Genomic DNA, 25,552 nt, shown 5'->3' with positions numbered 1-25,552 from the left:
AATTGATGAGCAAAGAAGAGTTTGAAATATACAAAAAGAAAATGTATGAAGAATATGCAAAAGTTTTGGCTGAGAATTTGTTGATTCCATACGAGGAAGCCTTGGCAAGAGCTGAGGATCAAATCGATACCATCTGGAACGAAGATATTAAAAAAGGGAAAAACTGTGGCTATAATGTTATAACTGGTAATAACGAACACGTCGGAAGAATATGGGTTTTTGTTAATTATAGTTCTAAAAAGGCGTTTATCTACGATATTAGGATTTTTCCACAGTATCAAAAAAAGGGACTTGCAAAGAGTGCTATAAAAGAATTAGAAGAAACATTAAAGAAAGAAAACGTAAAATCTCTTGAATTGAATGTCTTTGGGAACAACAAAGTTGCGTATAATTTGTATAAAAATCTTGGATTCACCGAGACATACATTAATCTGATGAAAGGCTTTCAAAAACAGAGAATTGTAACTTTGCCAAAATTTTTGAAATTTTTAGAAACTCTCTTTTTAAAATCAGGGTATAGAATAGTCGCTATCGAAATGAGAAAAAAATTAAAATAAAAAACCTCCGTAAGGAGGTTTTTAAGTTATTTTGTTTACTTTTAAATTAGAATTGTACGCCTGCGTAAACCTTGAATTTTGGTCTCAACTGGAACTCACTCTTATAAATTTCGTCGTAATCCTCAGCTACTGTTGGTTTTTCAAATAAGACATCTGCGCCTACATTCATATTGAGGTTTTGAACTACGAAGTTTGCTCCAGCACCACCACCGAAATCCAAACTGCTTGCTACAACCTTAGCATCTCCTAATCCCATTGAATAGTTAAACAAGCCTTGTACATACATTCCGAATGGTAAGTCTGGCAAGAAAGCATTTAAGCTCTGTCTGTAACCAACGTTGAGACCTAAACTCATTTGAGTTAAATTTGTAGCGCTGAGAGTTTCATCAACAAATTCTTGTTCAAAATAATAATCAAAAGAACCGCCGACTAACAACGCTCCACCTTCTACACCTAATTCATCGTACAGATAGTTTGCGCCAACACTAACCCCATGCATTGTTACATTTTCTACATTGTCTGGATCAGCAGCCTCTAAAGAAGCATTTACATAACCACCTGTAACTTCAAATGCAGCGAAACTAAATACAGCTAACATACCTACCAACAATGTTGCGAAAACCTTTTTCATCTTTATTCCCTCCTCTCTGAGATTTTGTAGAAATTATGATAAAAAACTAAGTAATATCCTGTTTTTATTGTATCATGCTTAATTTGTAATTCTATGAAAAAATAAATACATTTTGTTGAATTTCGATGAAATCTGGTGTACTTTGTTTAAAAAGATTAAGAGAAACTATGTAATCTAACCTACTGTTTTTTTGAACAAACTTGTTTGTTAAATCGTTTTTATAAGAGTAATCGTTTTTATAATTTTTGTTTTTGACGTTTAGATCTGATTTGATAAATTTGTCAGAATGACTTTTAGATCGGTTGTGTGATGTACTTGCCATTGCATTAAAAGCTGAATTATAGTCTTGGTGATAGTTGAGATCAGTTAACTCTTTAATTTTCATTGTGTAATCATCAGTAGAAGCTAAATGATAGACCCCTATAGTAATCGTTGATTTCTCATTTTGATCCATTTCTGACTCGCCAATCAATTCCATTAAATTGAGATTACCGTGAATAGAAGAAACTAAAGACAAATTATCCAAATCTGTGAATCGATTGTAAGACGTATTACTTGCGAAAGACGAAAATATAAACAATAGAAAAATTAATAGAATGCTAGTGAATTTCGTAGCTTTTATCATAATTACTTCACCTCCTGAAATTAACCCGTTATATCGTCATAAAAAATCTGTATCTACGCCCCTTTAATTTGTTTGCTTTCAATGGTATAATAGACTACGTTCCTTAAAATTAGATTAAAAGAAAGGGGTAGTTCAGATGTTTGATCCATTAAAATTTGCTTATCCATCAAGAAGGATCCCCATTTATGCGAAAAACGGGATGGTAACAACAACAAACCCATTAGCTTCTGAGATAGGTATAGATATTTTAAAAAAAGGTGGTAATGCCTTCGATGCGGCTGTTGCAGTGGCAGCAGGCTTGACCGTCTTGGAACCTACTTCCAACGGTATAGGTAGCGATGCCTTCGCTATACTTTACAAAGACGGTAAACTATATGGATTGAATTCCAGCGGATACGCTCCAAAAAATCTCACCTTGGAACTAATGAAAGAAAAAGGGTTTGAAAAAATACCTCCGTTTGGTTGGGAATCAGTAACTGTTCCAGGTGCTCCGGCTGCTTGGGCAACTTTGTCTGATAGATTTGGTGTCCTTCCTTTTGAAGACTTATTAGAACCATCCATAAAATATGCAAATGAAGGTTTCCCCGTTTCGCCTGTGACAGCAAAATCATGGCAGAGTGCTTTTAAAAGGTATAAAAAAGAGTTTAAGGGAGAAATTTTTAAAACATGGTTTGAAGTATTTGCCGCGAATGGGAAGGCACCTGATGTTGGAGAAATTTGGAAATCAACTTATCACGCAAAGACTCTAAAATTAATTGCTGAGACAAAAGCAAAAAGTTTTTATTCTGGAAAGTTGGCACAAAGGATGGTTACATTTTCAAAAAAGACGGGGGGCTACTTTTGCCAAGAAGATTTAGAAAGTTTTGAACCTATATGGGTAGAACCACTTAGTGTAAATTACAGAGGATTTGACGTATGGGAATTACCACCAAATGGACAAGGTATAATTGTTTTGATGGCTTTGAACATACTAAAAGGGTTTGAAATGAGATGTAAAGAAGATCCAGAAAGTTACCACAAACAAATAGAAGCCTTAAAGTTGGCTTTTAGCGATGGTTTAAAATATATTACGGATATAGAAGAGATGAAAATATCAGTAGAATCGCTTTTATCAGAAGAATATGCAAACCAACGAAGGAATCTTATTGGTGAATATGCACTGTTACCACAAGCAGGAGATCCATATTCCGGAGGAACGGTTTACTTTGCAACTGCGGATAAAGATGGAAATATGGTTTCTTACATTCAAAGTAACTATATGGGATTTGGCTCTGGAATAGTGGTTCCGAATACAGGGATAAGCCTTCAAAACCGAGGAACAAGCTTTTCTTTGAATGAAGAGGATCACAACTGTTTAAAACCATTAAAAAGGCCATACCATACCATTATCCCGGGCTTTATAACAAAAGAGAACAAAGCGATAGGGCCTTTTGGAGTTATGGGAGGATACATGCAACCACAGGGCCATATACAATTCCTTAATAATTTTATCGATTTTCATTTAAATCCTCAGTCAGCTTTGGATGCGCCAAGATGGCAATGGATGAAAGGCAAAGAAATCATGGTAGAAAATGAATTTCCAAAGTATATCCTTGAGTCTTTAATAGATAAAGGTCATCAAATAGAAGTTTCACTAAATTCTTCTAATTTTGGAAGGGGACAATTTATATATAGAAGCGACGATGGTGTTCTGATAGGAGGCACCGAACCAAGAGCGGATAGTAACATATCTTGCTTTTAAAAGAAATTTAATGTAAATTCCAAAAAGATTCTAAAAAATGGTGGTACAATATAGTTAGATAAGCTAACTATATTGAGGTGAGTAAACTGACGCAAAAGGTTATTAATCTGCTTATTTTTTCGTCCATAAGTAGCTCTTTTTGGGCAATTTATAGGGTTGTTTTTAATTTATTTTTAAGAGATTTGGGTTATACAAATCAGTTCATTGGTCGAATGACCTCTTTAGAGATGTTGGGTGCTGCCATTCTAGGGATCTTAATAGGGATCCTGGGGGATAGAATCGGAAAGAAAAAAATGATAATTATATCTTCCATAAGTTTTGGCATTCTATTATTGATCAGAAGTACGTTTCCCTATAAAAATATTTTATTAATCCTTGGATTTTTGAATGGTGGATTCATGACCTCTAGGAGATTACTTTTGGATTCTTACCTGATGGATGTTACAGATAGTTCAATCCGAGGGGCTGCTTTTGGATACAATTTTGCTATTTTTATGGCTAGCGGTGTTTTAGGGAATTTCGTAGGTGGTTTTATGGGAGAATATCTGGGTTTAGGGTTGACTCTTTACATAACAGGGATATGTTATGCCATATCACCCATATTATTAAGAAAATTACCCGAAAGCGTTAGAGATAAAAGAGTCACCCTTCAAAAAGTTTTAGACTTTTCCCAATACAACAAAGAAGAAAAATACATTTTAAAGTACTATCTTTTAAGAACGGCAGCAATATCTTTTGGAGCGGGATTGTTTGTCAATTTTGGGAATATTATATACAAAGACCTCTTCAACATGTCTCCTTCCTTGATAGGTATATCTCTGTCAATTGCACAATTTGGGGCGGCTGCTGGCTCTGCCCTTTCACCAGTACTTGGTAAAAGATTTGGTCCTTTTAAATATACATTCATTTTAAATGGTATAGTTATTCCGTTGATTATATGTTTAGGTTTCATCCGAAATCCTTTTGTTTTTGTTGTTATTTATGCACTAAGATTTACTTTCACAAATATGACCAACCCTGTGGAAACATCCTCTGTTTTGAGTGCTCTACCAAAGAATAGAGTCACATCGATATATAGCCTTAGAAACGCCGCCAATTTTTTGACAAGGTCTTTGGCTGCATTTATATTTGGAATCGTAAGTGTATTACCAAGTGGTTATACTTACTTGTTCTTAATTAGTTCAGTGTTTTATACGCTCGCACTAATTTTCATGTATAAATTATTCGTTCCTTTGAGGAAAAACGGTGTTTTGCATCAATTGTACAGTAATAATTCATAAAAAGCGTTTTAATACTTCTTCCTTTTTAGGGATTGAAGACTGAGCTCCTTTTCTTTCAACAGAAATTGCGGCGGCGGTATTGGCAAAGTTAAGGCTTTTCTTTAAATCTTTTGTTTCTGAAAAAGCTACGGCAAATGCTCCATTAAAGATGTCTCCTGCACCGGTACTATCAACAGCTTTTACTTTTAGAGGTTTAATTTTCGCTAAGTTTTCATCTTCATCAATGTATATAACGCCTTTATCTCCCATCTTTACAATCAAATTTTTTACCTTGCTAATTCTTTTAAATTCAAGCATTGATTTGTCGAGGTTGTTTTCGTCGAAATCTATCTTTTCTTTTTCACAAAGGAACATAAACTCTTTAATATTGGGAGTTAAAAAATCTATACCGTTTAAACTTTCTATCTTTGTATTTCCAACAGGGGCAGGATCGTAAATAATAGTTATCCTTTTTTCTTTTAACTTAGAAATAGCGTACTCAACGCTTTGCATGGGAATTTCATTCTGCAATAAACAAATATCTATTTCATCACCATATTGATCAAAAAACTTATCTATTTTCTCTTTGTCCACATTATCGTTGGCACCCGAGAAGATAATTATTCTATTTTCTCCGTTTTTATCAACCTCTATATAAGCCCTACCTGTTTTTTCATTCTTTTGCACGTAATAACCTTCTGTTTTATACTTTTTAAAGTTTTGAGAAATTTGATTCCCATATTCGTCATCACCTAGGCAGCTACAAAAGTAAACAGGCTTTTCAGATAACTTAGCGGCTGCAACTGCTTGATTTGCCCCTTTGCCCCCAAAATAAAAGTCCAAGGAAAGGGCTTTTTGGGTTTCTCCAGGAAGTGTAAAATGTTCAACGTTGAATACAATATCCATGTTACTGCTACCAATTACAGCGATCATTGGGCTATCTCTCCTTTGGATAGTTTCAGTAAAAGGGGCATAAAGCCCCTTTTTAAGTTATTTTGTTACCAATTGAAGTGGAACGGGGAAGTAAATTGTCTCTGTGGTCAAATATTCATAAGCTTTTTCAACTGCCAGTTCCCCCATTGTGTAAGGTTGTTGAGCTATTGTTGCACTAAGTTCACCACTTTCAACAGAAGCTAATGCATCGGGAGTGGCATCAAACCCAACAACGATTATATCCTGTAATTTCCCAGCAGCCTTTATTGCTTCCAATGCACCTAAAGCCATTTCATCGTTATGAGCAAAAACGGCGTCTACATCAGGATAGGCCTGAAGTAGGTTTTCCATAACGGTTAGCCCTTCAGCCCTGTTGTAGTTTGCTGTTTGTCTGGCTACTACTTCAATACCAGGATATTTCGATATTTCTTCGTTGAAACCTTGACCTCTTTCTCTTGCGGAAGAAGTTCCAGGAACTCCGACCAATTCTATAACCTTTCCTTCTCCTCCTAATTGTTCAGCAATAAAACTACCTGCCATCATTCCTCCAGCAACGTTGTCTGAAGCTATATGGAGCAAAACTTTTCCACCATTGGCACTTCTATCAACAGTTATTACTGGGATTTTAGCATCGTTTGCTTCTTCAATAGCTGATACAATAGCGTCGCTGTCCGTGGGATTTACTAAAATCATGTCGACTCTCTGTAATATCAGATCTTCTATGTCGTTTAGTTGTTTTGCTGGATCGTCTCGGGCATCAACTACCAACAGTTCTACCCCTAATTCATTTGCTTTATCTTCAGCACCGTTTGCTAAGTCAACAAAAAATGGGTTGTTCAATGTTGAAACCGATAAACCTATCTTTACTCCAAAACTAAACGTTGAAACAAACAACACTAACAATACAAATACTAATACCTTTCTCATCTTTCTCTACCTCCTTTGATATGTTTTTCTCAGCGCCCTTCCCCCGCTCCCCACCCAAAAGGAAAGGGAAAGCATTATCCCTTCGCCTATCGAAAAATGTTTTTATTCCTCTTTTTCTGAAAGAACAGCTAACAGTATTATGACTCCTTTAACTAAATCTTGATAAAATGGGGAAATATTCATCAAGTTCATTCCGTTGTTAATTGTTCCCAGAAGAAGGGCACCAAACAACGTTCCTAACACTCCACCTTTTCCTCCAGCTAAACTTGCTCCACCCAAAACGACTGTTGCTATTGCGTCAAGTTCATACCCTTGCCCAAAAGTGGCTTGAGCGCTGTTCAATCTTGCTGTCAAGATTATTGCGCTGATCGCACTAAAAAGTCCACTCAACATATAAACAACGGTTTTATATCTATCTACGTTTACTCCACTGAGTTTCGTGGCTTCCTCATTTCCTCCAATTGCGTATATATACAATCCCAATTTTGTTTTTTTCAGTATGTAAAGGGAAAGAAAAAATATACCTAACATAATCAAAATGGGGACTGGTATACCAAATATATCCCCTCTACCCAAAAATCTAAAACTATCTGGGAAAAGTGAGATGGGGATTCCTTCAGTGTATGCTAAGGTTAAGCTCCTTCCTATAGCCATTGTAGCTAATGTTACAATGAAAGGTTGGATTTTGCCTTTCGATATGACAATTCCATTAAATGCCCCTATCGCTGCGCCAATTAATAAGCCTACAATTATTCCTAATAGGACTCTTCCATCTTTGACTATGGAAGCCATAACAACAGCACTAAAAGCAAAGGTTGAACCAACAGATAGATCTATTCCTCCAGAAATTATTACAAGTGTCATTCCGAAACCGAGGATAGCCATTATTGAAACTTGTCTAATGACATTAACGATATTATAGAGATTAAAAAAGCTGTCTGTAAAAATTGAAAGTACCACAAACAAAATGATAAAACCAACAAGGGCAGGATTTTTTCTCATAAAAACTAAGAGAGTTTTAAACAATTTCAACCAACCCCATTCCAGCTTTTAGTATATTTTCTGGTGTCATTTCTTCCTTTTCCAATAAAGCTGTTTTCTTTCCTCTGTGCATTATCAGAGTTCTGTCACATAACCCCAAAATTTCCGGAATCTCTGAAGTCACTAATATCACTCCCATTCCTCTATTAGCTAAATCGTTTATGAGCTTATAAACTTCAATTTTAGCTCCAACATCTATTCCCCGAGTAGGTTCTACAAGGATGGCAATTTTTGGTTGTTTTAATAAGAATTTTGCTAATACAACCTTCTGTTGGTTACCGCCAGATAAGTTTTTCACCTTTTGTTTGTTAGACGATACTTTTATATTATATTTTTGGACCTGATTTTTAGTTTCTTCTATAGCTTTTTTCCAATCAATATTGAAAATAGGAGCAAATTCTTCAGCATTGGGAATGGTTATGTTCTCAACAACAGTCAATAGCTGAACTAGCCCTTGGGTTTTTCTATCCTCAGGAACCAAAACTATACCCCTTTTCAAAGCTTGAGAGGGAGACTTGAGCTCTTCTACCTTTTGGTTTTCTACAATAAGGTTTTTGAAAGTTGATTTGTATGCCCCAAAAAGTCCTAATGCCAGTTCTGATTTTCCACAACCAACCAATCCTGTTATTCCAAATATTTCCCCTTCCCTAACTTCAAAAGAAAGTGGGTAGACCTTTCCAGGAATTTCAAATTCCTCAACTTTTAGGGCAATTTTGTCTCTTACCTTATTAAACTTGGGGAACATATCTTTTATTTCTCTTCCTACCATCATCTTTATCAGGTCATCTTGGTTTAGTTCTTCTAAATTTCCAGAACCAACCAATTTACCATCTCTAAGAACGGTTACTCTATCGGCAATTTGATAAACTTCCTCGAGTTTGTGGGTTATAAAAATAATAGAAATCCCCTTTTCTTTAAGATCCCGCATAACCTTAAATAAAGTACGTGTCTCGTGCTCGGTAATTGTAGCAGTAGGTTCGTCCATAACGATAATTTTGGCTTGTGATGCTATAGCTTTAGCAATTTCTACCAACTGTTTTTCTGATACGTTTAGATTAGAAACCTTTATTTTTGGGTCAATATCAAAATCAAGCATATTTAGATATTTTTTTGCTTCGATAGCCATAGATTTAAAATCGATATTCAAGAAATTACCTTTCTCTTTTCCTAAAAATATATTTTCTGCAATCGATAAATTTTCAGCCAGCATTAATTCTTGATGTATTATAGATATTCCTCTTTTTTTGGCTTCTATTGGGGAACGAAAGGTTATTTTTTCCCCACTTAAAATTATCTCACCGTTATCTGGCTGATAAATTCCACCAAGTATTTTGATTAACGTACTTTTGCCAGCCCCATTTTCTCCAAGTAAGGCGTGTATTTCTTTTTCTTTTAAATTGAAACTGACTTTGTCAAGCGCTAAAACCCCTGGAAAGGTTTTGGTAATATCTACCATCTCTAATAACATTAAAAAATCACCCCTGAAACCAATATAATGTTTGAAAAGGGGGTACATTCTCCAGTTCTTATAAAAAATTTGGAATTTTTTGCTATATCTTTAAACTCTTCATGTGATTTTTTCTCTATCTCAATATTTGAAAATATATCGAGCACTTTTTGATAATTTTTAAGATTATTTACTTCCATCTCACCAGCAATAATAACTTTCTCAACTTCTAATTCGTATAAAACCATTTTTATGGTATCGATAAAATTTGGTATACCTTTATCAAAAACCAAGTCAACAAATGTGACATCTTTTGGTATTGGATAACCCATGTCAACTATACTTAACATATCTTTATGCCCCATCGATGCAACAAAATATGATATCTGAGAATTAAATATGCCTTGCTTTTTCAAATTAGTTTCTCCTCCTCGTACTTTCTCGAATTATTATCTCGTTCTCAAACTGTTTCACAGGAATGTGATCGATTGTTTTTGAAAGTATTGTAAAGATCATTTCTCCGGCCGTTTTTCCCATTTCATATATTGGTTGTTTCACAGTGGTTAAAGGTGGCGAGAACATTTTACTAAAGGCGATGTCATCGTAGCCTGTGACGCTTACATCTTTTGGAACTTTCAAACCTTTTGTTTTAAAATGTTCTATAACTCCATAAGCCAACAAGTCATTTGCACATACCACAACGTCGGGAAGACTTTTAATCTTTTTAGCCACCGAAATCCCCGATTCATGAGTGTACTCTCCCTCAAATATTTTGTAATCTATCTTGTATTCATTTGCAAAATCTTGGAAGGCTCTTAGTCTCTCGGCTGCACTGAATATTTCTCTCTTGCCGCTTATAAATATGAATTTTCTGTGATTTGAATTGTATAGATATTCAAGTAATTTATACATTCCATTGTAGTTGTTTGAACAAACGTAAGAAAATTTATTGTTTTTAATGACTCTGTCTATGAAAACGGTTTTTATATTCCTATTGATGAGACTTTCAACATGGTCACCAATGCCTGAGTATAAAATCCCGTCGACTTTCTTTTCGATCAATGTTTTAAATAATTTTTTTTCTTCAGCAATGTTGTTATCAGAATTGCATATAATCAAAGAAAAGCCTTTTGATCTTAGAAAATCTTCTGCTCCTCTTACTATAGTTGCAAAAAAAGGGTTGGCAATATTTGGAATGATAATACCTATTGTCTTGGTGTATCCAACTCTTAAACTCCTGGCGAGAGAATCGGGATAATAATTCAACTTTTCAATTGCCTTTAAGACTTTTTCTTTTGTTTCTTTTTTTACCGGTAAGGAACTGTTTACTACCCTTGAAACAGTTGATATGGAAACCCCTGCTTCTTTTGCTATATCTTTTATGGTTATTTGCTTATTCATAAAAAACCACCTTGTTACAATTATTATGCAAACGTTTTCGGAACTGCTCATTCATAGTATATCCCTAAATAATTTAAATTGCAAACTTGATTATGGGGGATTAGAGGAGATTAGACGGAATTATAGTCAATTAACTCAATTTTTCTTCTGTTTTCTTAATTTTATTCATTTTTTTCTTTGCTTTTGTTGGAACTGTATAAGAATAAGACCACCAGAGTAATTACATAAGGTAACATGGAAGTGATTTGTGGTGGGATATTGAAGTTTTGAAGAGTGAAAGTCACACTTTCAAAAAATCCGAACAGCAAAGACATTAAAAGTATTCCTAAAGGACGACCTTTTACCAAGATTATTATAGCCAAAGATATCCATCCTCTACCGTTTGACATATTTTCGCTGAAAAGGGTAACGTAGCCTAAGGATAAGTATGTTCCAGCCATGGAAGAAAGTATACCTGAAAGTAGTATAGAGGTAAACTTCATTTTATTAGGGCTAATGCCTAAAGATCTTGTGGTTTCTGGATCTTCCCCTGTTGCCCTAAGTCTGAGACCAAATTTCGTGTGAAATATTATAACTTCTAACAACAAGGCTAAAAGTATTGTTATGTAAACAATAAAAGGATGATTGTTCAATATTTGTGAAAGAATAGGAATTTGATTTAAAATGGGTATGTCCCATGTTGGAAGAGATTCTATCCTTGGGGATATGAAGGCGCCTTTTACTTCGAAAATGTTCCTTAAAAGATACGTAGTTCCACCCAAAGCGAGCATATTTATACCGATTCCTGTCAAGAATTCGTCTGTTTTAAGGGACAATGCAAATGCCGAAAAAATCAGGGCAACAACAGCTCCGGAAATCACTGCAAACAACATGCCCATTGCCCAACTTTGAAAAAGATAGCTTCCCAAAACTCCGAAGAAAGCCCCGATAAGCATCATACCTTCCATAGCGATGTTGAATACGTTAGCGTAATAGGTAAAAGTGCCCCCCAACGCTGCAAGAAGTATAGGAGTTGCACTGCTAAAGCTGTCCCTAATTAATAAAGAAATTATATCAGTCAGAGGATTTCACCACTCTTTTTGCTTTCAGAGAAGCCTTGATTTTATCGCTGTAGTAAGATATCGTACTCCTTGTTGCAACAACCAATAAAACGATTATAGCCTGAAGAACCATTGTGAATTCAGAAGGTATTGATACCTCGAATTCCATACCTATTCCACCTGCTTTAAGAAACCCGAAGAATATGGCAAAAACTGATGTTTCAACTACTCCGTTACCTCCCACTATGGCAAGCATTACTCCATCCCAGCCATAGTTTGCTCCTATCCCTTTAATAAACCTATGTTGAGTTCCACCCAATATCAATAAAGCGCCCGCTAAGCCGGAAAGGAACCCTGTGTAAAACATAACCCAGATTAAATTTTCTTCATTTTTACATCCACCTATCTTTGAAAAATCATAATTATGTCCCATCATACGCCATTCGTAACCTTTTTTTAGATAAGTCACAACAAAAAATGAAACAAAGACCATAAAAATCGCTATGAAGAAACTGATATTTATTCCGTTTATAGTGGGAAGAAAAAATTCTCTTTTTATCATATGAGTGGCGGGGACGTAGGATTTTTCATCCAAAAATGGGTAGGTCGCCAAGTACAAAGTCAAGTAATCAGCTATAAAATTCAGCATTAAAGTGGTTATAAATTCATCCATTTTATAATACTTTTTTAGTACACCAGCCAAGCCGCCATATAAGCCCCCAACGATACCAGAAATTACCAAAATAACAAATATCCCCAAGATTCCTGGTATGGGTAGATAGTATCCTAAAAGCGCAGCGGTCAAAGCTCCAACAATTAGTTGTCCTGGTTCTCCAAGGTTCACCACGTTTGAACTGAATGCTATTGCTGCAGCCATACCCGTTAATATCAATGGGGTAGCGTTGTTTAAAGTTGAAGAAAGAGAAAACCATGAAGCTAATCCGTAATTAAATAATGCTCGATAAGCTTCGATAGGGGAATTTCCCTGGAGTTTTATCAAAACCGCAGCTGCAAGAAAAGACAAGGCTATACCAATGATTCCTGTTAATATTTTATTTAAACTTTTCATAGTTTAGCCCCCAACATGTATTCGCCCACTTCTTCTTTTGAGTGAATTTTGGGGTCTAATTCAGCCACTATTTCTCCTTTTCGTACCACGTACAACCTATCGCACATAGATAAAAGTTCATCCAGATCTGCAGAGATCATCAGAATCCCTTTCCCTTTTTCTCTCATTTCAAGGATAACGTTATGAACATATTCGATTGAACCAACATCTAATCCTCTGGTTGGTTGGTCCAAAAGCAAAAAAGGCGCATCGAGGCTGAATTCACGTGCAACTATTAATTTCTGCTGATTTCCTCCGGAAAGACTTTTAGGAACATCGTTTATACTTCTTGAAAGGATGTTGTATTGATTGATCAAATCTTTCGCAAATTTTTTAGCCTTTTTCCAATCCATGATGTATTTGAATTTTGATAATCTTTCACCTAAGTGGTGAGTCATTGAAAGATTTTCTACTAAAACAGCGTTCAAAGCTAATCCAAATCTTTTTCTATCGGCAGGAATATAACTTATTAGTCTTCTTCTTTTTCTAATAGGGAACTCTGTGATATTTTGATCTTCTATAAAAATTTTTCCGTGATCCGGATAAATTTCACCGATTATTGTTTGTACAATCTCGTATTGACCGTTGCCTTCGACACCTGCTAAACCAACTATCTCACCTGATCTAATAACAATATTGATGTTTGACAATAGGTTTATCTTTGTTTTATTCGAAGCAACGGTCAAATTTTCACATTTAAAAACCTCTTTACCTGGTTCTTTTGGGACCTTCTTCACTGTTAGCATGACCTCTTTACCCACCATCATTTTTGCCAATTCACCTTTTGAAAGGTTATCGTTCTTTAAAGTTGAGATAATTTTTCCTCTTCTCATAACTGTTATGATGTCTGAGATTTCCAATACTTCTTCCAATTTATGACTGATAAAAACAATGGTTTTACCGGTATCTCTAATATTTCTTATCTCTTTGAATAGTTGCTGAGTTTCTTGAGGTGTTAATACCGCTGTTGGTTCATCAAAAATCAATGTGTCAACCTTTCTGTACAACAATTTTAGAATCTCCACTTTTTGTTGGGCTGCGACAGAGAGGTTAGAAGTAGTTGCTTGTAAATCAACAGCCAAACTAAACTTTTTGGTAATCTCTTCTAACTCATTTAATATTTTTTCTTTATCTAAGAAGCCGAAATTTTTTGTCTTTTCCATACCCAGAACAACGTTCTCGTATACCTTAAAAGAAGGAACGAGCATAAATTCTTGGTGAACCATACCTATCCCAAGTTTAATAGCTACGTTTGGGTTAGTTATTTTTTGTTCTTGACTATTGATAAAGATCTCCCCACTGGATGGAGGTACCATACCGTATAAGATCTTCATCAACGTGCTTTTTCCGGCTCCGTTTTCGCCAATAATAGAGTGAATTTCTCCTTTTTCTAAGGAGAAATTCACTCCTTCCAAGGCTAAAACATCAGGTGGGTATACTTTATAAATATCTTTTATTTGTATATATGACATTTAGAACCACCTATGGATTATTATTATCTATACTCTTTGACCACAATCTTTCCATCCGCTACATCTTGCTGGATCTGTAATATTTTTTCTACAGTTTCTTGAGGAAGAATCTGATATGTATATTCATCGATAGCCAATCCTACCGCTCCGGCTTTTAATCCGAGCTTGTACAACGTACCGGGTTCATATCTCCCCTCTACTATGTCTTTAAATACTAGTTCAATGGATTTTCCAACTTCTTTAAGATCGCTGGTGATCACGTGGCCTGGGGCAAGGCCATTTTGATTTGAATCTACGCCAATAGCATATTTCCCTTCTTCCTGGGCGGCTTGTAATACACCAGTACCGGTTAAACTTGCGATTTGAAATATTATATCCACACCCTGAGAATAAAGTTGTAAAGCGGCTTGTTTCCCTTTGGCAGGGTCATCCCAACTTCCCACGTATATCGTTCTTACTTCAATTTCCGGATCTATGTAATGTGCCCCTTGTTCATAACCATATACAAAGGATCTGATGACTATATCGTCATCTCCGCCTACAGCCCCTATTAGTTTTTGGGGATTTATCCCTTCCAATTCAGTCATTGTTGTAACGATACCTGCTACAACTCCAGCCATGAAAGCCCCTTCTTCTTCAACGTAATCAACGTTTGATATTATACCCTGTTTATCTTCAACTACGGTGTCAATATTAACGAATATCTTATTGGGAAATTGTGCTGCTATGGTTTTTAATTCTTCTTCAAAACCATAAGAGATTACGAATATAACATCTGCCCAATTTGCGGCTGTGAGTAAACTTTGATAATAGAGCGAAGGATCAAAGTTGCATTCAATTACCCTTGTTTGAACCCCATAATCAGTTTCAAGTTGTTTTATGCCAGCGTAACCAGAGTCATAAAAGGATTGGTCCCCAAGGGAACCGTTTATTACGTATGCTACCCTTTGTGGTACGGCAAAAGCTGTGAAAGAAAAGAGAATAACAATGAACACAAAAAATGTGAATCTTTTCATATTTTACACCTCCCCATACGATTTATTATACTATTTTTATGAACTTTGCTATCTGCTTTAGCGCCCCCTTCGCCCCGCTGTCCACCCATAATCTTTACGATCTATTAATTCCCTTTTGTACTTAATTTAAATGTCCATTGTGCTAATGTAGAGATTTTTATCTTTGAAAAATCTGGTAAATAGGTTTCCAACGTGTCTTTCAAAGGGTCTGACCAATAAGAAGGGAAATCGTTTGCACCATACATGATCCCCAATATCGTACCTACCTCACCAGCATTACAATCAACGTCGTAACCGAAAGAAGATACGATCTTCATTGTTTTATCAAAATCCCCTTCTCCAAACCACAGAGAAGTCAAAACAGAGGCGGTATTGGGATACAGATGTACCCAATTATACCTTTGGAAATTGTCCTCTGTTTTTCTGAGGACGTTGATCCAATCATTATTTGCTTGACAATATTTTACTACATTATCTACGACTTTTTTAAATTCGGTATTTTTGGGGATATAATCCAATGACTTTTCTATTATTTTTCTTGGATCTTTTTCAGAAAAAGCCAAAGATGTCATAACCGCACTATGTATGCCACCGTATATACCGTTACCACTATGGGATACTTGTGAATCTATAAACGATAACTTTGCGGCATTATATGGATCGCCAGGTTGCAATAAACCATGAACCATGCATCTCATCTGTGCTCCTATCCATTCTTGAAATGGGTTATTAAAAAATCCTGATTCGGGTGGGAATATTCCTCTTTTAATATTTTCAAGGGCTATCAACTCAGCACTCCATCCAAATGGTATGTACGATATCCAATTTTTTGCTAAATCCTTTGAAGTGATCCTTCCCCACTTCTCTTCGTAAGTTTTGAGAAAAATTAATTCATAGGTCACATCGTCGTTGATCGTTGAAACCTCACCTATGTAAGTACCCAATTGGTCAGAATATGTTTCTTCCAACGCATCGTGGGTATACCCTTCAAGTTTGGTTCCCATAGATCCACCTGCAAGTTGGCCTAACCAACCACCATGAATCTTGTCTTTTAGATTATCAATATTGTTAAATTTTTGCTTAGGAAAAGAGTTAGAGATATCTTCCCAGTCCAAAGGTCTATCATACTTTTCGTATGCGTTATTGTCCAATGAATCGGCTTTAGAAAGAGAAAAGAAAATTTCTGAAGTTATAGCCTTTAATTTAGAGTAATCTTTATTTTTTAATGCTTCGAATCCTTTATCCAGCAGTAACTCCGCTTGGTTTACGTTTTTACCCATATTTTCTACAGATTGGACTGCACCAACGATGAGAGATTCCGGGGCGTTAGAACCTGGAACTTTACTATCCCAAAGGGTTACCAATATCTCTTTTGGGAAAACATTCATTTTTTCTACATCTTCCCATTTTTCGATGTGATCTTTTTTTGGTTTGGCGTTTCTTCTTCTATTAAATTCGTTTTCCCATGCCTTCATAATTTTTCTCCTTTCTTGAAACAAGAGGAGCTCTAATGATATAATTATTTTATCACATCTGTCGGTTAGGAGGATGATTAAAAAATTATGAATGAATTTGTAATTTTAGGGCATAGGGGTTACAGGGCAAAATTTGTCGAAAATACGATCGAAGCCTTTAAAAAAGCCAGAGAATATGGTGCCGATGGTATTGAGTATGACTCGAGATTAACTAAAGATGGGACGTTAGTTGTTCTTCACGACGATAGTATTGAAAACAGAAAGTTGAAGGAACTAACTTACGATGAGTTAAAACAAATACATTTTAAAAATGGAGAGACCGTTCCAACAGTCGAAGAAGTTATATCTATTTTAGATGAGCGAGCTATTCTTAATTTAGAAATCAAAGAGGTTGAGGCGGCTGTTCCTTCCTACGAAATAACTAAAAGAATAAATGCAGTTGATAGAACCCTATTTTCTTCTTTCAAAATTGACGCTTTGAGAAAGGTCAGAAGTTTAGATAAAAGTGCAAAAGTTGGATTACTCAGTGAATATAATACTTTAAAATACGTAGATGAATTGAATAACGAGATCGGTCTTTATTCTTTGAATCTTTGGATTGATGCTTTAAAAGAAAATATAGAACTTTCTAAAGAGCTAATGCATAAATGGAAAGAAAAAGGTTTAAAAATATTTTTATGGACGGTGAATGATCCTAAATATTTGCACACATTCAAGGGTTTGTACGATGGTATAATTACCGATGAGGTTGAAAAAATAGTTGAGGCACGAAAACAAATCACAAAAGAGAAACGTTAGAGATTGATGTGTCGAGGTATGGGGATGTTATATGGTTCTTCCGTTGGTTTTTCATTGTAAAAAGGACGTGTACACCATGGACATCCTGAGGTTTTTTTAGCTTCTTCCATATCCACCTTCACTTCGGGCAATTTTTGAAGGTTACCGTTTGAATCAAAAAGAAAATCGGTTTTTTCTACATCGTGTTGTAAGATGATTTCTCTAGCGATCTGGATTTTTCTGTACCTAGATAAAGAAGGTGGTAAAAGGTTTTCAAACCTTGTCCCCTTTATGGGGGTAAAAGAAAATAAACTTACCAATATCTTAAACTTTTTCATTTTTAATAAAAACTCTATAATATTTTCGTCTGTTTCTCCCAATCCAACGATTATATGTGTTGTAATTCTGTTGGGGAAATCATTTGAAGCGTTTATGAGCATATTTTCATAGACTTCGTATCTACCGCCCCTGATTTTTGAGAAAAGTTCTTTGTTTGCTACATCTATAGCCATTCCAACCCTATCAACGTTGTACTTTTTAAACAAGGTTCTAACTTCTTCAATATTTCTTGGCCTTATAGAAACAGAGATAGGTATTTCTGTTTCTTTCAATAAAGATAATAATTCGTTTAATTCGTTCCAGTAATCTAAAGAAGAAACAACTTGTACACAAATACGTTTGAATTTTGTTGGGATGAAGATACTTTTAAAAGTTTCTAGAGATATTTCAGGCCATTTGATTCTTGATAATAGATCTGCGTTACTTTCAGCCTTCCTAGCTTGTGCACAATAAGCACAGTTGAAAAGGCACTTTTCCCCGATCATGAGATAAGCTGTGTAGTTTGGGAAGTCAATTTTTCCTTTTTTTAAACCGAGTTCTACAGCTGTAGCATAGGATAAACGCAATTTAAATATTCCTCCATTCACCTATTGTTTCGATATATTTGTTACTTAGCGTGTATTTTCGATGTATACGAAGTCATATCCCTTATATTCAAAAACATGAATAGTCGCTTCTTTCGTTGTTGTCGATATTGTTTGTTTAATTTCATAACTATTCAAAAACTCTTGAGGCGTTAACGCAAAGATTTCTTCCACTTCATTTATTAATTCAAAGGCTTCTGTGATTTCCTTTTCTTTCAAATTTCTGTATTCAAGGATCCGATAGGTATATTCATATGAAAGCACAGAAAAGATCAACGTTGGGATCATAATAACAAAAGTCAACACTACTTTCAAATTAGAACGACCCCAGTAGTATAATAATTAAGATTATCAAAAGTATACCTATTATTGAGAAACCAGCTATTATCAGTACATCTAATGAACCTATTTTTTTATCAATAGGTATACTTTTATCATTTTTCATTTGGACGTATAAATCTCCGATAGTTTTTGTTTCGTTTTCGTGTTCAGTTTTTTCTTGAGACTTTCTTAAAATTTGAAGTCGATTTTGGTCTACTGAAACCTTTAACTCTCTATGAACTACCGCTTTACCCAAAACCCCATTCCCTAGATCTACTTTTAAAAATATATAGTCGCTTGAAGGAATCAACTCTTTAGATATAATTTTTCCCTCTACTACTTCTCCCATTTTTTTTTTCGCCTTCATTTTTATTTTCAATTGGTAAAACTATTATAGGTTCACCTATATCCAATTTAGAAACGGAATAACCTTCTATGGGGTCTATTATTGGATAGATTTCGGTTGCATTTTTAACGTCTTCTCTAGTTAAGTATTCTTTTAAACCTTCTTCACCTTTTTCTTTAACGGCTGTTATCCAGGTTAGATCCTTATAATCAAATTTTTGGGCTACAAGCTTGATCTTTGTATCTCCAGACCATTCACTTAAAATATCGCTCAAAATTGATTTTAAAACATAAACATCTTCATCTTCTATAGCCATAAAGATTTTTGTCCCTGTGACCTCGAATTTCATTTTTTTTAGCATGCTGTAGAAGTAGGCTTTGAACTGAGTTAAAAGGTTATTATTTTTTTCCTTAGACAATTGATAATACAGCATATCGATGTCTGATTTAAAATCGAGATAATCTTTTGTTATATCAGGAAGATCTATTTCTCTAAGTTGAGCCCTACTCAACAAAAGAACATTAAAATAAGGGGTTTGAGCCTTTTTACCAAACATATATCCCACATACGTTTCACCAGTTAAATTTGAAGTTGCTAAAAATTTTAATGCATAAAAGTCCATATTTTTTCCCCTTTTCTTGAATATACGTTTTTTCTAAAATTTTTTGTTCACTTCAATATTCCTTCCCCACTTTTTATTTCTTCCACATCATAATCATTTAAATCTATCTCGTTGTCTATTACACAATTTTTCCCTATTATCATCTTGTCTTTTATCTTCGAGTTGAAGCCTATTACAGTTATATCTGAATTATAGATCTTTTTATCGACTTTTGATTCTGAAAATTTGCCTTTTCCTATCTCAACCGAATCACCGATAATAGTGTTTTCAGCAATAATTGTTTTTTCTATATACGAATTTTTACCGATAAATACGTTATTCATTATTATGGAATCTTTTACATAAGTTCCCTCTGAAACGGTTACCCCCTGGAAAATTACTGAATTTTCAACTGTACCATATATTTCTGATCCTTCACTAACAAAGCTTTTTATTACACTAGATCCCTTTGCAATGAAAGCAGGTGGTAACTCTTCCGATTGAGTGTATATTTTCCAATTTTCATCATGAAGGTCTAACGGAGGCAAGGGAGAAATTATCTCAAGATTACAGTCAAGATAAGATTCTAAAGTTCCAACGTCTCTCCAATACCCTTCAAAGTTGAAAGCATACAGTTGAGAATTTTCTACTAGCGATTTGGGAATAATATTTTTTCCAAAATCATGTTCAGAAGTATTATCTTTGGCATCTCTTATTAGAGCATCTTTTAGAAAATTCCATTTGAATACATATATACCCAAAGAAGCCAAGGTTCCTCTTGGTTCTTTGGGCTTTTCTTGAAATTCGATTATTCTATCGAAAGGGTCAGTGACCATTATACCAAATCTATGTGCTTCGCTCACTGGTACTTCCATACAGGCTATAGTACCATCGGCATCTTTTTCTATATGATAATCTATTATATCGTTGTAATCCATTTTATATACATGATCCCCTGACAACAGTAACACAAAATCAGGTTTATACCTTTCTATGAATTCTATGTTTTGATAAACCGCATCGGCTGTTCCTTGGTACCAAGAAGTTCCTGATCTGCTTAGATAAGGGGGCAAAATATGTAAACCTCCGCCTTTTATGTCCAAGTCCCAGGGTTTTCCTATCCCCAAATGTTCTACCAGCCTATGTGGCATATATTGAGTGACAACACCTACTGTATTTATATTTGAATTAACGCAATTACTTAAAGTGAAATCGATCATACGATATTTTCCACCGAAGGGTACGGCGGGCTTTGCTAAATTGTTTGTAATTACCCCAAGTCTTGTTCCTTGACCTCCAGCTAAAATGATAGCTAAAACACGCATTTCAATGCCTCCTTTATAGAACAGCCCCTTTTTCTATAACGTTGATCTCGTTACCTATGCCTTCCAACTTTCTCCCTGATCTTATCCTTACGTTTTTATCAATTATTGTCTTTCTAATTACACTTCCTTCCTCTAAATAACTTCCTTGAAGTACTATACAATTTTCTATTACTGAACCCGCTCCAACGTACACATCCCTAGAAAGGACAGAATTTCTAACAACTCCATTTATTATACAACCATCAGATATAAATGAATTGGAGACTTCGGCGTTAACGTTAATCTTCGGTGGAGCCGAATCTTTGAGCTTAGTATATATTTTTCTTTCTGGTGAATAAAACAATTCATTTCTGACCTCTTCTTTTAGAATATCCATATTAATATTATAATAATCTTCCACAGATTTTTTTATATTTTTCCAATAACCATCAAAATCGTAAGAAAAAACTCTCATCCTGGATAAATTGGGAATGATTATATCTTTTAATAGATCGAATTTACCGTTTGATACGTTGGCATATAGAATTTCCATCAAAAACGCTTTGTTTATAAAATAAACACCCAAAAAAATCTTATCAGAGCGATATTGGGAGTCCTTTTCATAGATTTGTGTGATTCTGTTATTTTCGTCTGTAATGACTTGTCCATATTGGCTAAAATTTACTCCCTCTTCTACAGTTTTTGTTAGCAACGTAATATCTGCGCCGTTTTTTACATGGTATTTGAAAAGCGGTCTAAAATCAATATTATATATATGATCTCCAGAACCAATTAAAACAAAATCTTCGTATGATCTTCTCAAAAAGGTCAAATTTTGAAATATTGCATCCGCTGTTCCTTCATAGTACATTTTATGACTTTGAGGGCTTATAAATGGCTGAAGTATGAATAATCCCCCTCTTTTTCTATCCAAGTTCCATTCTTTACCGCTTCCCAAATGATCCATGAGAGACCTAGGATTGTATTGAGTAAATACTCCTACGTTTGTGATGCCAGAATTTACCATATTGCTTAACGTAAAATCTATCGCTCTGTACTTACCAAAAACAGGAACGGCTGCGCTAGTTCTTTTTAAAGTTAATTTATCTAAATTATCTTTGGTGGATCCAGAAAGAATAAGACCTACAACCCTCATAAACCTCACCTCTTTGATGTTTACAACTCGTTTTCAAACCCGCATAGATATTCAAAAATCTCATTTTCTTCAAAGAAAATTTTCCACTCTTGTTCAGCACTTTGAATCGAATCTGAGGCATGTACAATGTTCTTTCTGACACTTATCCCAAATTCTCCACGAATGCTTCCTGCTTGAGCTTTTAGGGGATCCGTTTCACCGTTTATACTTCTAACAGCTTCAATAACCCTTGGGCCTTCTATAATCATAACAACCACAGGTCCAGATAGTATGAATTCTATCAATGGTTGATAAAAATCCTTACCTTGGTGTACTTTGTAGAGCTCTTCAGCTTGTGCTTTTTTCATCTTTATCATCTTCATAGCAACTACTTTTAGGCCTTTTTGTTCATATCTTTTGATTATTTCACCAATTAGTCCTCTTTTAACAGCGTTAGGTTTTATCATCACAAATGCTTTTTCCGCCAAATTAAGCTCCCCCTTCTATTCATCTTTTAAAGATTCGACAATATTGAAGCTCGCTGCTCGCCTTGATGCGACATAACTAAAAAAAATGGATACAAAACTGTTTATTAAAAAGGCTATCAAAAAAGAGCTGGCTGTTATCTTAATGGGTAAATATTCCACATAAAAGAGGCCTTCGGGTAATGGGATCTTTAAAATAATTAGAAACCAGCAGGTTAAAACACCGGCAATAACTCCAAGTACAAATCCTACTAGAGATATTAAAAAAGTTTCTAAGATAAAAATAGTAGTTACTTGTCTTCTTTGAAAACCAAGAGCCCTTAAAATAGCTATCTCTTTCTTTCTAGTAAAGACAGAGAAAGAAACCGAGTTTGATATACTGAATCCAGAAATCAAAAGAATGAAAAAAGTTATCATAAAAGCTATCAAGCTATCAAATTGGACTGCCTTAGCCAAAGTTTCATTGGACTCTTCCCAAGTGAGGGCGGAGTAACTAGAAAGATATTTTTCTTTAAATTGTTGAGCCTTGTTTGGATTTTTTAAAAAAATGCCGGTATATTCTTTTGGGTTTGAATTTTGAGACAATATGAAAGTTGAATCGTACGAATATACCCCAGAATCGAATATTCCTGTAATGGTACTTTCTTGGAAAATCGGTAATAGGCCCTTTGTTCTAACAGTTATTATGGTATCACCAATTTCAACATTGAGATTATTCGCTAATTTATTTCCTAATATAAGGCCTTCGGTACCCTTTTCCTCATTTATAAATCCTTCATAGATTGATAGATCATCCAATTCCATAAGTTGAGAGAAGGCAATTTTAGATTGGTTTATAATTGCAACAGATGTGATGTTGAAATTTACAATTTTGTCTATTTCTGATGAGGTTTGAGTGTAATTTCCTCTAACAACTAGATGAGGATAAAAATTAGTTATTGAATCTATTAACAAGCTATCGAAACCATTTATTATTGAAGTAACTACTATAATACCCCATACCCCTATTATCATAGCGATGAGTGAGAATTTAAAGTTTTTTTTCGACCTTGTGAAAAAAGAAATAGCCAAAAGTAAAACCGGATTATTTCTTTTACCACCTTTCATTGAGAACCACCAGAGCATCGTAATCCGTTGGATCGTTCAAATTTTCTGAAATAAAATCTATCAACTGGAAATATTTGTACTTATCTTCTATTTCGATGAAATTTGTTCCGAACGTCTCTTTCAAATCTGCCTTTATCTTTTCCTTAGTTTCTTCTTCGACGTTCCTAAAAAAAACATATGAATATTGGTCACTTAAACCATCAAAAGTTTCATCCAACACCTTAATCTGATACCCCGGTTTTTTCCATACGTCAAAAACATATGTATAAAAATTATATAATTTACTAGAAAAATTTTTGGTTATGAGAATTTTTGGTTTATCATTGCTTTGGTCAGAATATGTTTCAAAGGTTTTCAACTTGTATTGAATTTGGGGTATTTTACTTTCATCAACAACTACATAGCTATCTTTGATTAGATAGGGGAATGAGATAAATTCCATCTGGGCATCCTTCGCTTGGTTATACAAAAAAAGTAGATCTTGGATTTCAAAAGAATTAATCGTGTCAGATAAACCTATATTAATAGCTTCAAGGAGTTTATTTATTCCAGCAGATTGAACTTCATCCAATAAAGCCAATACAACATTTTTTTGACGTTCCATCCTTCCTAAATCTCCCGATGTATCTCTATACCTTACATAATATAACAATTCTTCACCGTTTAACTTATTATACCCTTTTTTAAAATCTATGTGTAAATTTTGATGGTAATCTGAGTAACTCATATCTGATTCTATGTATATATCTATTGGAGCAAACAAGTCACCAATACTTTTAAATATAGAATAATCAAAAATTATGTAATCTGAAATCTGAACACCGCTTAATTTTTCGACCTCTTCTTTTAGCCTGTCTATGCCGTAAATTTCATAAACAGAGTTAATTCTTCTTTCACTTTGATCGATACTGATCAAAAGATCCCTTGGTATGGGTAGAAAAACGATTTTTCCTTTATCGATTCCCCCTAAGATTATGACATCAGTTCTTGTTGAACTTTCGATGTTCTCGTCCATTCCCAGGACTAAGAAATAGTAAGGAAATTCTATGGGGGATAAATCTAATTGAATATTCTTACGTAAAGGTATTATAAAACTGAGTGTCAAAAAAATCAGAAAAATGAAAGATAATATTCTTAAGATATGTATTTTCAAATAATAATCACTCCACGATCTCTTTGACCCTTTCAAAAGCCTCTACATCCGCGTATTTTCTTTCGATTGTTTGATTTGCTATATTGATTTGAATAGGTTCATTTAAAAGGAGTGGAACGGTTAATTTATCGTAATTGGTAATAGAGTACTTTGAAAAGCCATCAATGAGGGCATAAATACCTTCTTCGTCTAAATTGGTCGACCTATCGTAATTTTTGACTATATCTACGTATCCTCCCAAACTGAAAACTTGCCAAAATCTTATCTCACTATTCTTCAAAACGTCAAAAAATCCATCGATACCTTTTAAGTTGCTGCCTCCTAATTTACTTATAAACTCGTTGGCAACTTCATCATTTAGGTAGAAATAGTAATTAAAATTTGAGTTAAGATCAAACAACTCCAAAAAATCGTTTGTCACTTTATCTAAATTTTCAGAAGATAGAGTAATGTAAGACTCTGGAAATGTAGTTCCATCTTCTACTTTGACTATCATTATCTTTCTGTTATCGTTCAGAACCCTTATAAAATATAGCCCATTGTCATAAGATGCTGTATAAGTTACACTGCTCGAAGCTGCTACAGGATTGTTGATGAATTGGTTGTATCTATATAACATGAAGCCTAAAAAAGCCGCGATTATAGCGATAATTATTATCAAGATAAGCCATATTCTTCTGCCTCTTTTTCTTTTTCCTCCAACATACACATTTGCCACAAAACACAC

The 25,552-nt window shown here is 34.6% G+C and carries 27 protein-coding genes; 4 read left to right on the top strand and 23 right to left on the bottom strand.

What is annotated here, in order from left to right; all coding sequences use genetic code 11:
• The first annotated feature begins 5 nt into the window (after window positions 1–5).
• A complete protein-coding gene (locus NAAC61_RS00435; RefSeq protein ID WP_202694909.1) occupies window positions 6–557 on the top strand; it encodes a GNAT family N-acetyltransferase in 552 nt (183 codons plus the stop codon).
• Between the two features lie 46 nt (window positions 558–603).
• Here the strand turns inward: NAAC61_RS00435 and NAAC61_RS00430 are convergent, their stop codons facing one another.
• A complete protein-coding gene (locus tag NAAC61_RS00430) occupies window positions 604–1,188 on the bottom strand; it encodes an outer membrane beta-barrel protein (protein WP_202694908.1) in 585 nt (194 codons plus the stop codon).
• Between the two features lie 91 nt (window positions 1,189–1,279).
• Window positions 1,280–1,813 (bottom strand): hypothetical protein, encoded by a 534-nt coding sequence (locus tag NAAC61_RS00425; protein WP_202694907.1) that lies wholly within the window; start codon window positions 1,811–1,813, stop codon window positions 1,280–1,282.
• Between the two features lie 136 nt (window positions 1,814–1,949).
• Here NAAC61_RS00425 and NAAC61_RS00420 point away from each other — a divergent pair, with 136 nt between their 5' ends.
• Together NAAC61_RS00420 and NAAC61_RS00415 are read left to right on the top strand one after the other, a co-directional pair.
• A complete protein-coding gene (locus NAAC61_RS00420; RefSeq protein ID WP_202694906.1) occupies window positions 1,950–3,554 on the top strand; it encodes a gamma-glutamyltransferase family protein in 1,605 nt (534 codons plus the stop codon).
• A 77-nt stretch (window positions 3,555–3,631) separates the two neighbouring features.
• Entirely contained in the window at window positions 3,632–4,834 is a 1,203-nt protein-coding gene (locus NAAC61_RS00415; protein ID WP_202694905.1) for an MFS transporter, read from the top strand.
• On the opposite strand, the gene rbsK is transcribed toward NAAC61_RS00415, so the two are convergent.
• From rbsK to NAAC61_RS00360, 11 genes are all read right to left on the bottom strand, one after another.
• Window positions 4,829–5,746 carry a ribokinase gene (gene rbsK, locus NAAC61_RS00410; protein WP_202694904.1) on the bottom strand — a complete coding sequence of 306 codons (918 nt, stop codon included), beginning with the start codon at window positions 5,744–5,746 and terminating at the stop codon, window positions 4,829–4,831. The genes NAAC61_RS00415 and rbsK overlap by 6 nt on opposite strands.
• A gap of 57 nt (window positions 5,747–5,803) precedes the next feature.
• Window positions 5,804–6,673, bottom strand: coding sequence for a ribose ABC transporter substrate-binding protein RbsB (gene rbsB / locus NAAC61_RS00405; RefSeq protein WP_012208749.1), 870 nt, complete (start codon window positions 6,671–6,673; stop codon window positions 5,804–5,806).
• A gap of 102 nt (window positions 6,674–6,775) precedes the next feature.
• Complete coding sequence (locus tag NAAC61_RS00400; protein ID WP_041534308.1) at window positions 6,776–7,675, bottom strand: ABC transporter permease; 900 nt, start codon at window positions 7,673–7,675, stop codon at window positions 6,776–6,778.
• Between the two features lie 16 nt (window positions 7,676–7,691).
• The gene (locus NAAC61_RS00395; RefSeq protein WP_202694903.1) at window positions 7,692–9,182 is read right to left on the bottom strand and encodes a sugar ABC transporter ATP-binding protein; all 1,491 of its coding nucleotides are present in this window, start codon (window positions 9,180–9,182) and stop codon (window positions 7,692–7,694) included.
• Window positions 9,182–9,577, bottom strand: a complete 396-nt coding sequence (rbsD, locus tag NAAC61_RS00390) for a D-ribose pyranase (RefSeq protein WP_121959460.1) — start codon at window positions 9,575–9,577, stop codon at window positions 9,182–9,184. Before rbsD ends, NAAC61_RS00395 begins: the two co-directional genes overlap by 1 nt.
• A gap of 1 nt (window position 9,578) precedes the next feature.
• A complete protein-coding gene (locus NAAC61_RS00385) occupies window positions 9,579–10,562 on the bottom strand; it encodes a LacI family DNA-binding transcriptional regulator (protein WP_202694902.1) in 984 nt (327 codons plus the stop codon).
• A gap of 161 nt (window positions 10,563–10,723) precedes the next feature.
• On the bottom strand, window positions 10,724–11,599 hold the full coding sequence (locus tag NAAC61_RS00380; protein ID WP_202695028.1) for an ABC transporter permease subunit: 876 nt from the start codon (window positions 11,597–11,599) through the stop codon (window positions 10,724–10,726).
• A gap of 16 nt (window positions 11,600–11,615) precedes the next feature.
• A complete protein-coding gene (locus NAAC61_RS00375; RefSeq protein WP_012208743.1) occupies window positions 11,616–12,671 on the bottom strand; it encodes an ABC transporter permease in 1,056 nt (351 codons plus the stop codon).
• A complete protein-coding gene (locus NAAC61_RS00370) occupies window positions 12,668–14,182 on the bottom strand; it encodes an ABC transporter ATP-binding protein (RefSeq protein ID WP_121514959.1) in 1,515 nt (504 codons plus the stop codon). The genes NAAC61_RS00375 and NAAC61_RS00370 overlap by 4 nt, the downstream gene beginning before the upstream one ends.
• Window positions 14,183–14,205: 23 nt before the next feature.
• Window positions 14,206–15,198 (bottom strand): BMP family ABC transporter substrate-binding protein, encoded by a 993-nt coding sequence (locus tag NAAC61_RS00365; protein WP_121514958.1) that lies wholly within the window; start codon window positions 15,196–15,198, stop codon window positions 14,206–14,208.
• 104 nt (window positions 15,199–15,302) lie between these two features.
• The gene (locus NAAC61_RS00360) at window positions 15,303–16,673 is read right to left on the bottom strand and encodes an ADP-ribosylglycohydrolase family protein (RefSeq protein ID WP_202694901.1); all 1,371 of its coding nucleotides are present in this window, start codon (window positions 16,671–16,673) and stop codon (window positions 15,303–15,305) included.
• Between the two features lie 87 nt (window positions 16,674–16,760).
• Between NAAC61_RS00360 and NAAC61_RS00355 the strand changes: the two genes are divergently transcribed.
• Window positions 16,761–17,471, top strand: coding sequence for a glycerophosphodiester phosphodiesterase family protein (locus NAAC61_RS00355; RefSeq protein WP_202694900.1), 711 nt, complete (start codon window positions 16,761–16,763; stop codon window positions 17,469–17,471).
• Here NAAC61_RS00355 and NAAC61_RS00350 read toward each other — a convergent pair.
• Genes NAAC61_RS00350 through NAAC61_RS00305 form a run of 10 tightly spaced genes read right to left on the bottom strand, consistent with a single transcriptional unit; the run spans window position 17,468 to window position 25,543 of the window.
• Complete coding sequence (locus NAAC61_RS00350) at window positions 17,468–18,355, bottom strand: radical SAM protein (RefSeq protein ID WP_202694899.1); 888 nt, start codon at window positions 18,353–18,355, stop codon at window positions 17,468–17,470. The genes NAAC61_RS00355 and NAAC61_RS00350 overlap by 4 nt on opposite strands.
• A 45-nt stretch (window positions 18,356–18,400) precedes the next feature.
• A complete protein-coding gene (locus tag NAAC61_RS00345; protein WP_103064921.1) occupies window positions 18,401–18,688 on the bottom strand; it encodes a hypothetical protein in 288 nt (95 codons plus the stop codon).
• Between the two features lies 1 nt (window position 18,689).
• A complete protein-coding gene (locus tag NAAC61_RS10920; RefSeq protein ID WP_202694898.1) occupies window positions 18,690–19,043 on the bottom strand; it encodes a DUF4899 domain-containing protein in 354 nt (117 codons plus the stop codon).
• Window positions 19,009–19,662, bottom strand: coding sequence for a DUF4899 domain-containing protein (locus NAAC61_RS00335; RefSeq protein ID WP_202694897.1), 654 nt, complete (start codon window positions 19,660–19,662; stop codon window positions 19,009–19,011). Before NAAC61_RS00335 ends, NAAC61_RS10920 begins: the two co-directional genes overlap by 35 nt.
• A 47-nt stretch (window positions 19,663–19,709) precedes the next feature.
• Entirely contained in the window at window positions 19,710–20,966 is a 1,257-nt protein-coding gene (locus NAAC61_RS00330) for a glucose-1-phosphate adenylyltransferase (protein ID WP_103064919.1), read from the bottom strand.
• Window positions 20,967–20,979: 13 nt separating this feature from the next.
• Window positions 20,980–22,101 (bottom strand): glucose-1-phosphate adenylyltransferase subunit GlgD, encoded by a 1,122-nt coding sequence (gene glgD, locus NAAC61_RS00325; protein ID WP_103064918.1) that lies wholly within the window; start codon window positions 22,099–22,101, stop codon window positions 20,980–20,982.
• Window positions 22,102–22,121: 20 nt separating this feature from the next.
• The gene (gene ndk, locus NAAC61_RS00320; RefSeq protein WP_012208733.1) at window positions 22,122–22,568 is read right to left on the bottom strand and encodes a nucleoside-diphosphate kinase; all 447 of its coding nucleotides are present in this window, start codon (window positions 22,566–22,568) and stop codon (window positions 22,122–22,124) included.
• 15 nt (window positions 22,569–22,583) lie between these two features.
• A complete protein-coding gene (locus NAAC61_RS00315; protein ID WP_158245182.1) occupies window positions 22,584–23,672 on the bottom strand; it encodes an ABC transporter permease in 1,089 nt (362 codons plus the stop codon).
• Window positions 23,659–24,825, bottom strand: coding sequence for an LCP family protein (locus tag NAAC61_RS00310; RefSeq protein WP_103064916.1), 1,167 nt, complete (start codon window positions 24,823–24,825; stop codon window positions 23,659–23,661). Before NAAC61_RS00310 ends, NAAC61_RS00315 begins: the two co-directional genes overlap by 14 nt.
• Window positions 24,826–24,832: 7 nt before the next feature.
• Window positions 24,833–25,543: a hypothetical protein gene (locus NAAC61_RS00305; protein WP_103064915.1), complete on the bottom strand. Its 711-nt coding sequence runs from the start codon at window positions 25,541–25,543 to the stop codon at window positions 24,833–24,835.
• Between the last annotated feature and the right edge of the window lie 9 nt (window positions 25,544–25,552).

The organism is Petrotoga sp. 8T1HF07.NaAc.6.1, from assembly GCF_016772115.1.
In the GTDB taxonomy this organism is placed as follows: Bacteria; Thermotogota; Thermotogae; order Petrotogales; family Petrotogaceae; genus Petrotoga; species Petrotoga mobilis.
Note: the sequence above shows the minus strand (reverse complement) of the source record. Positions and strands in the feature narration are given on the sequence as shown.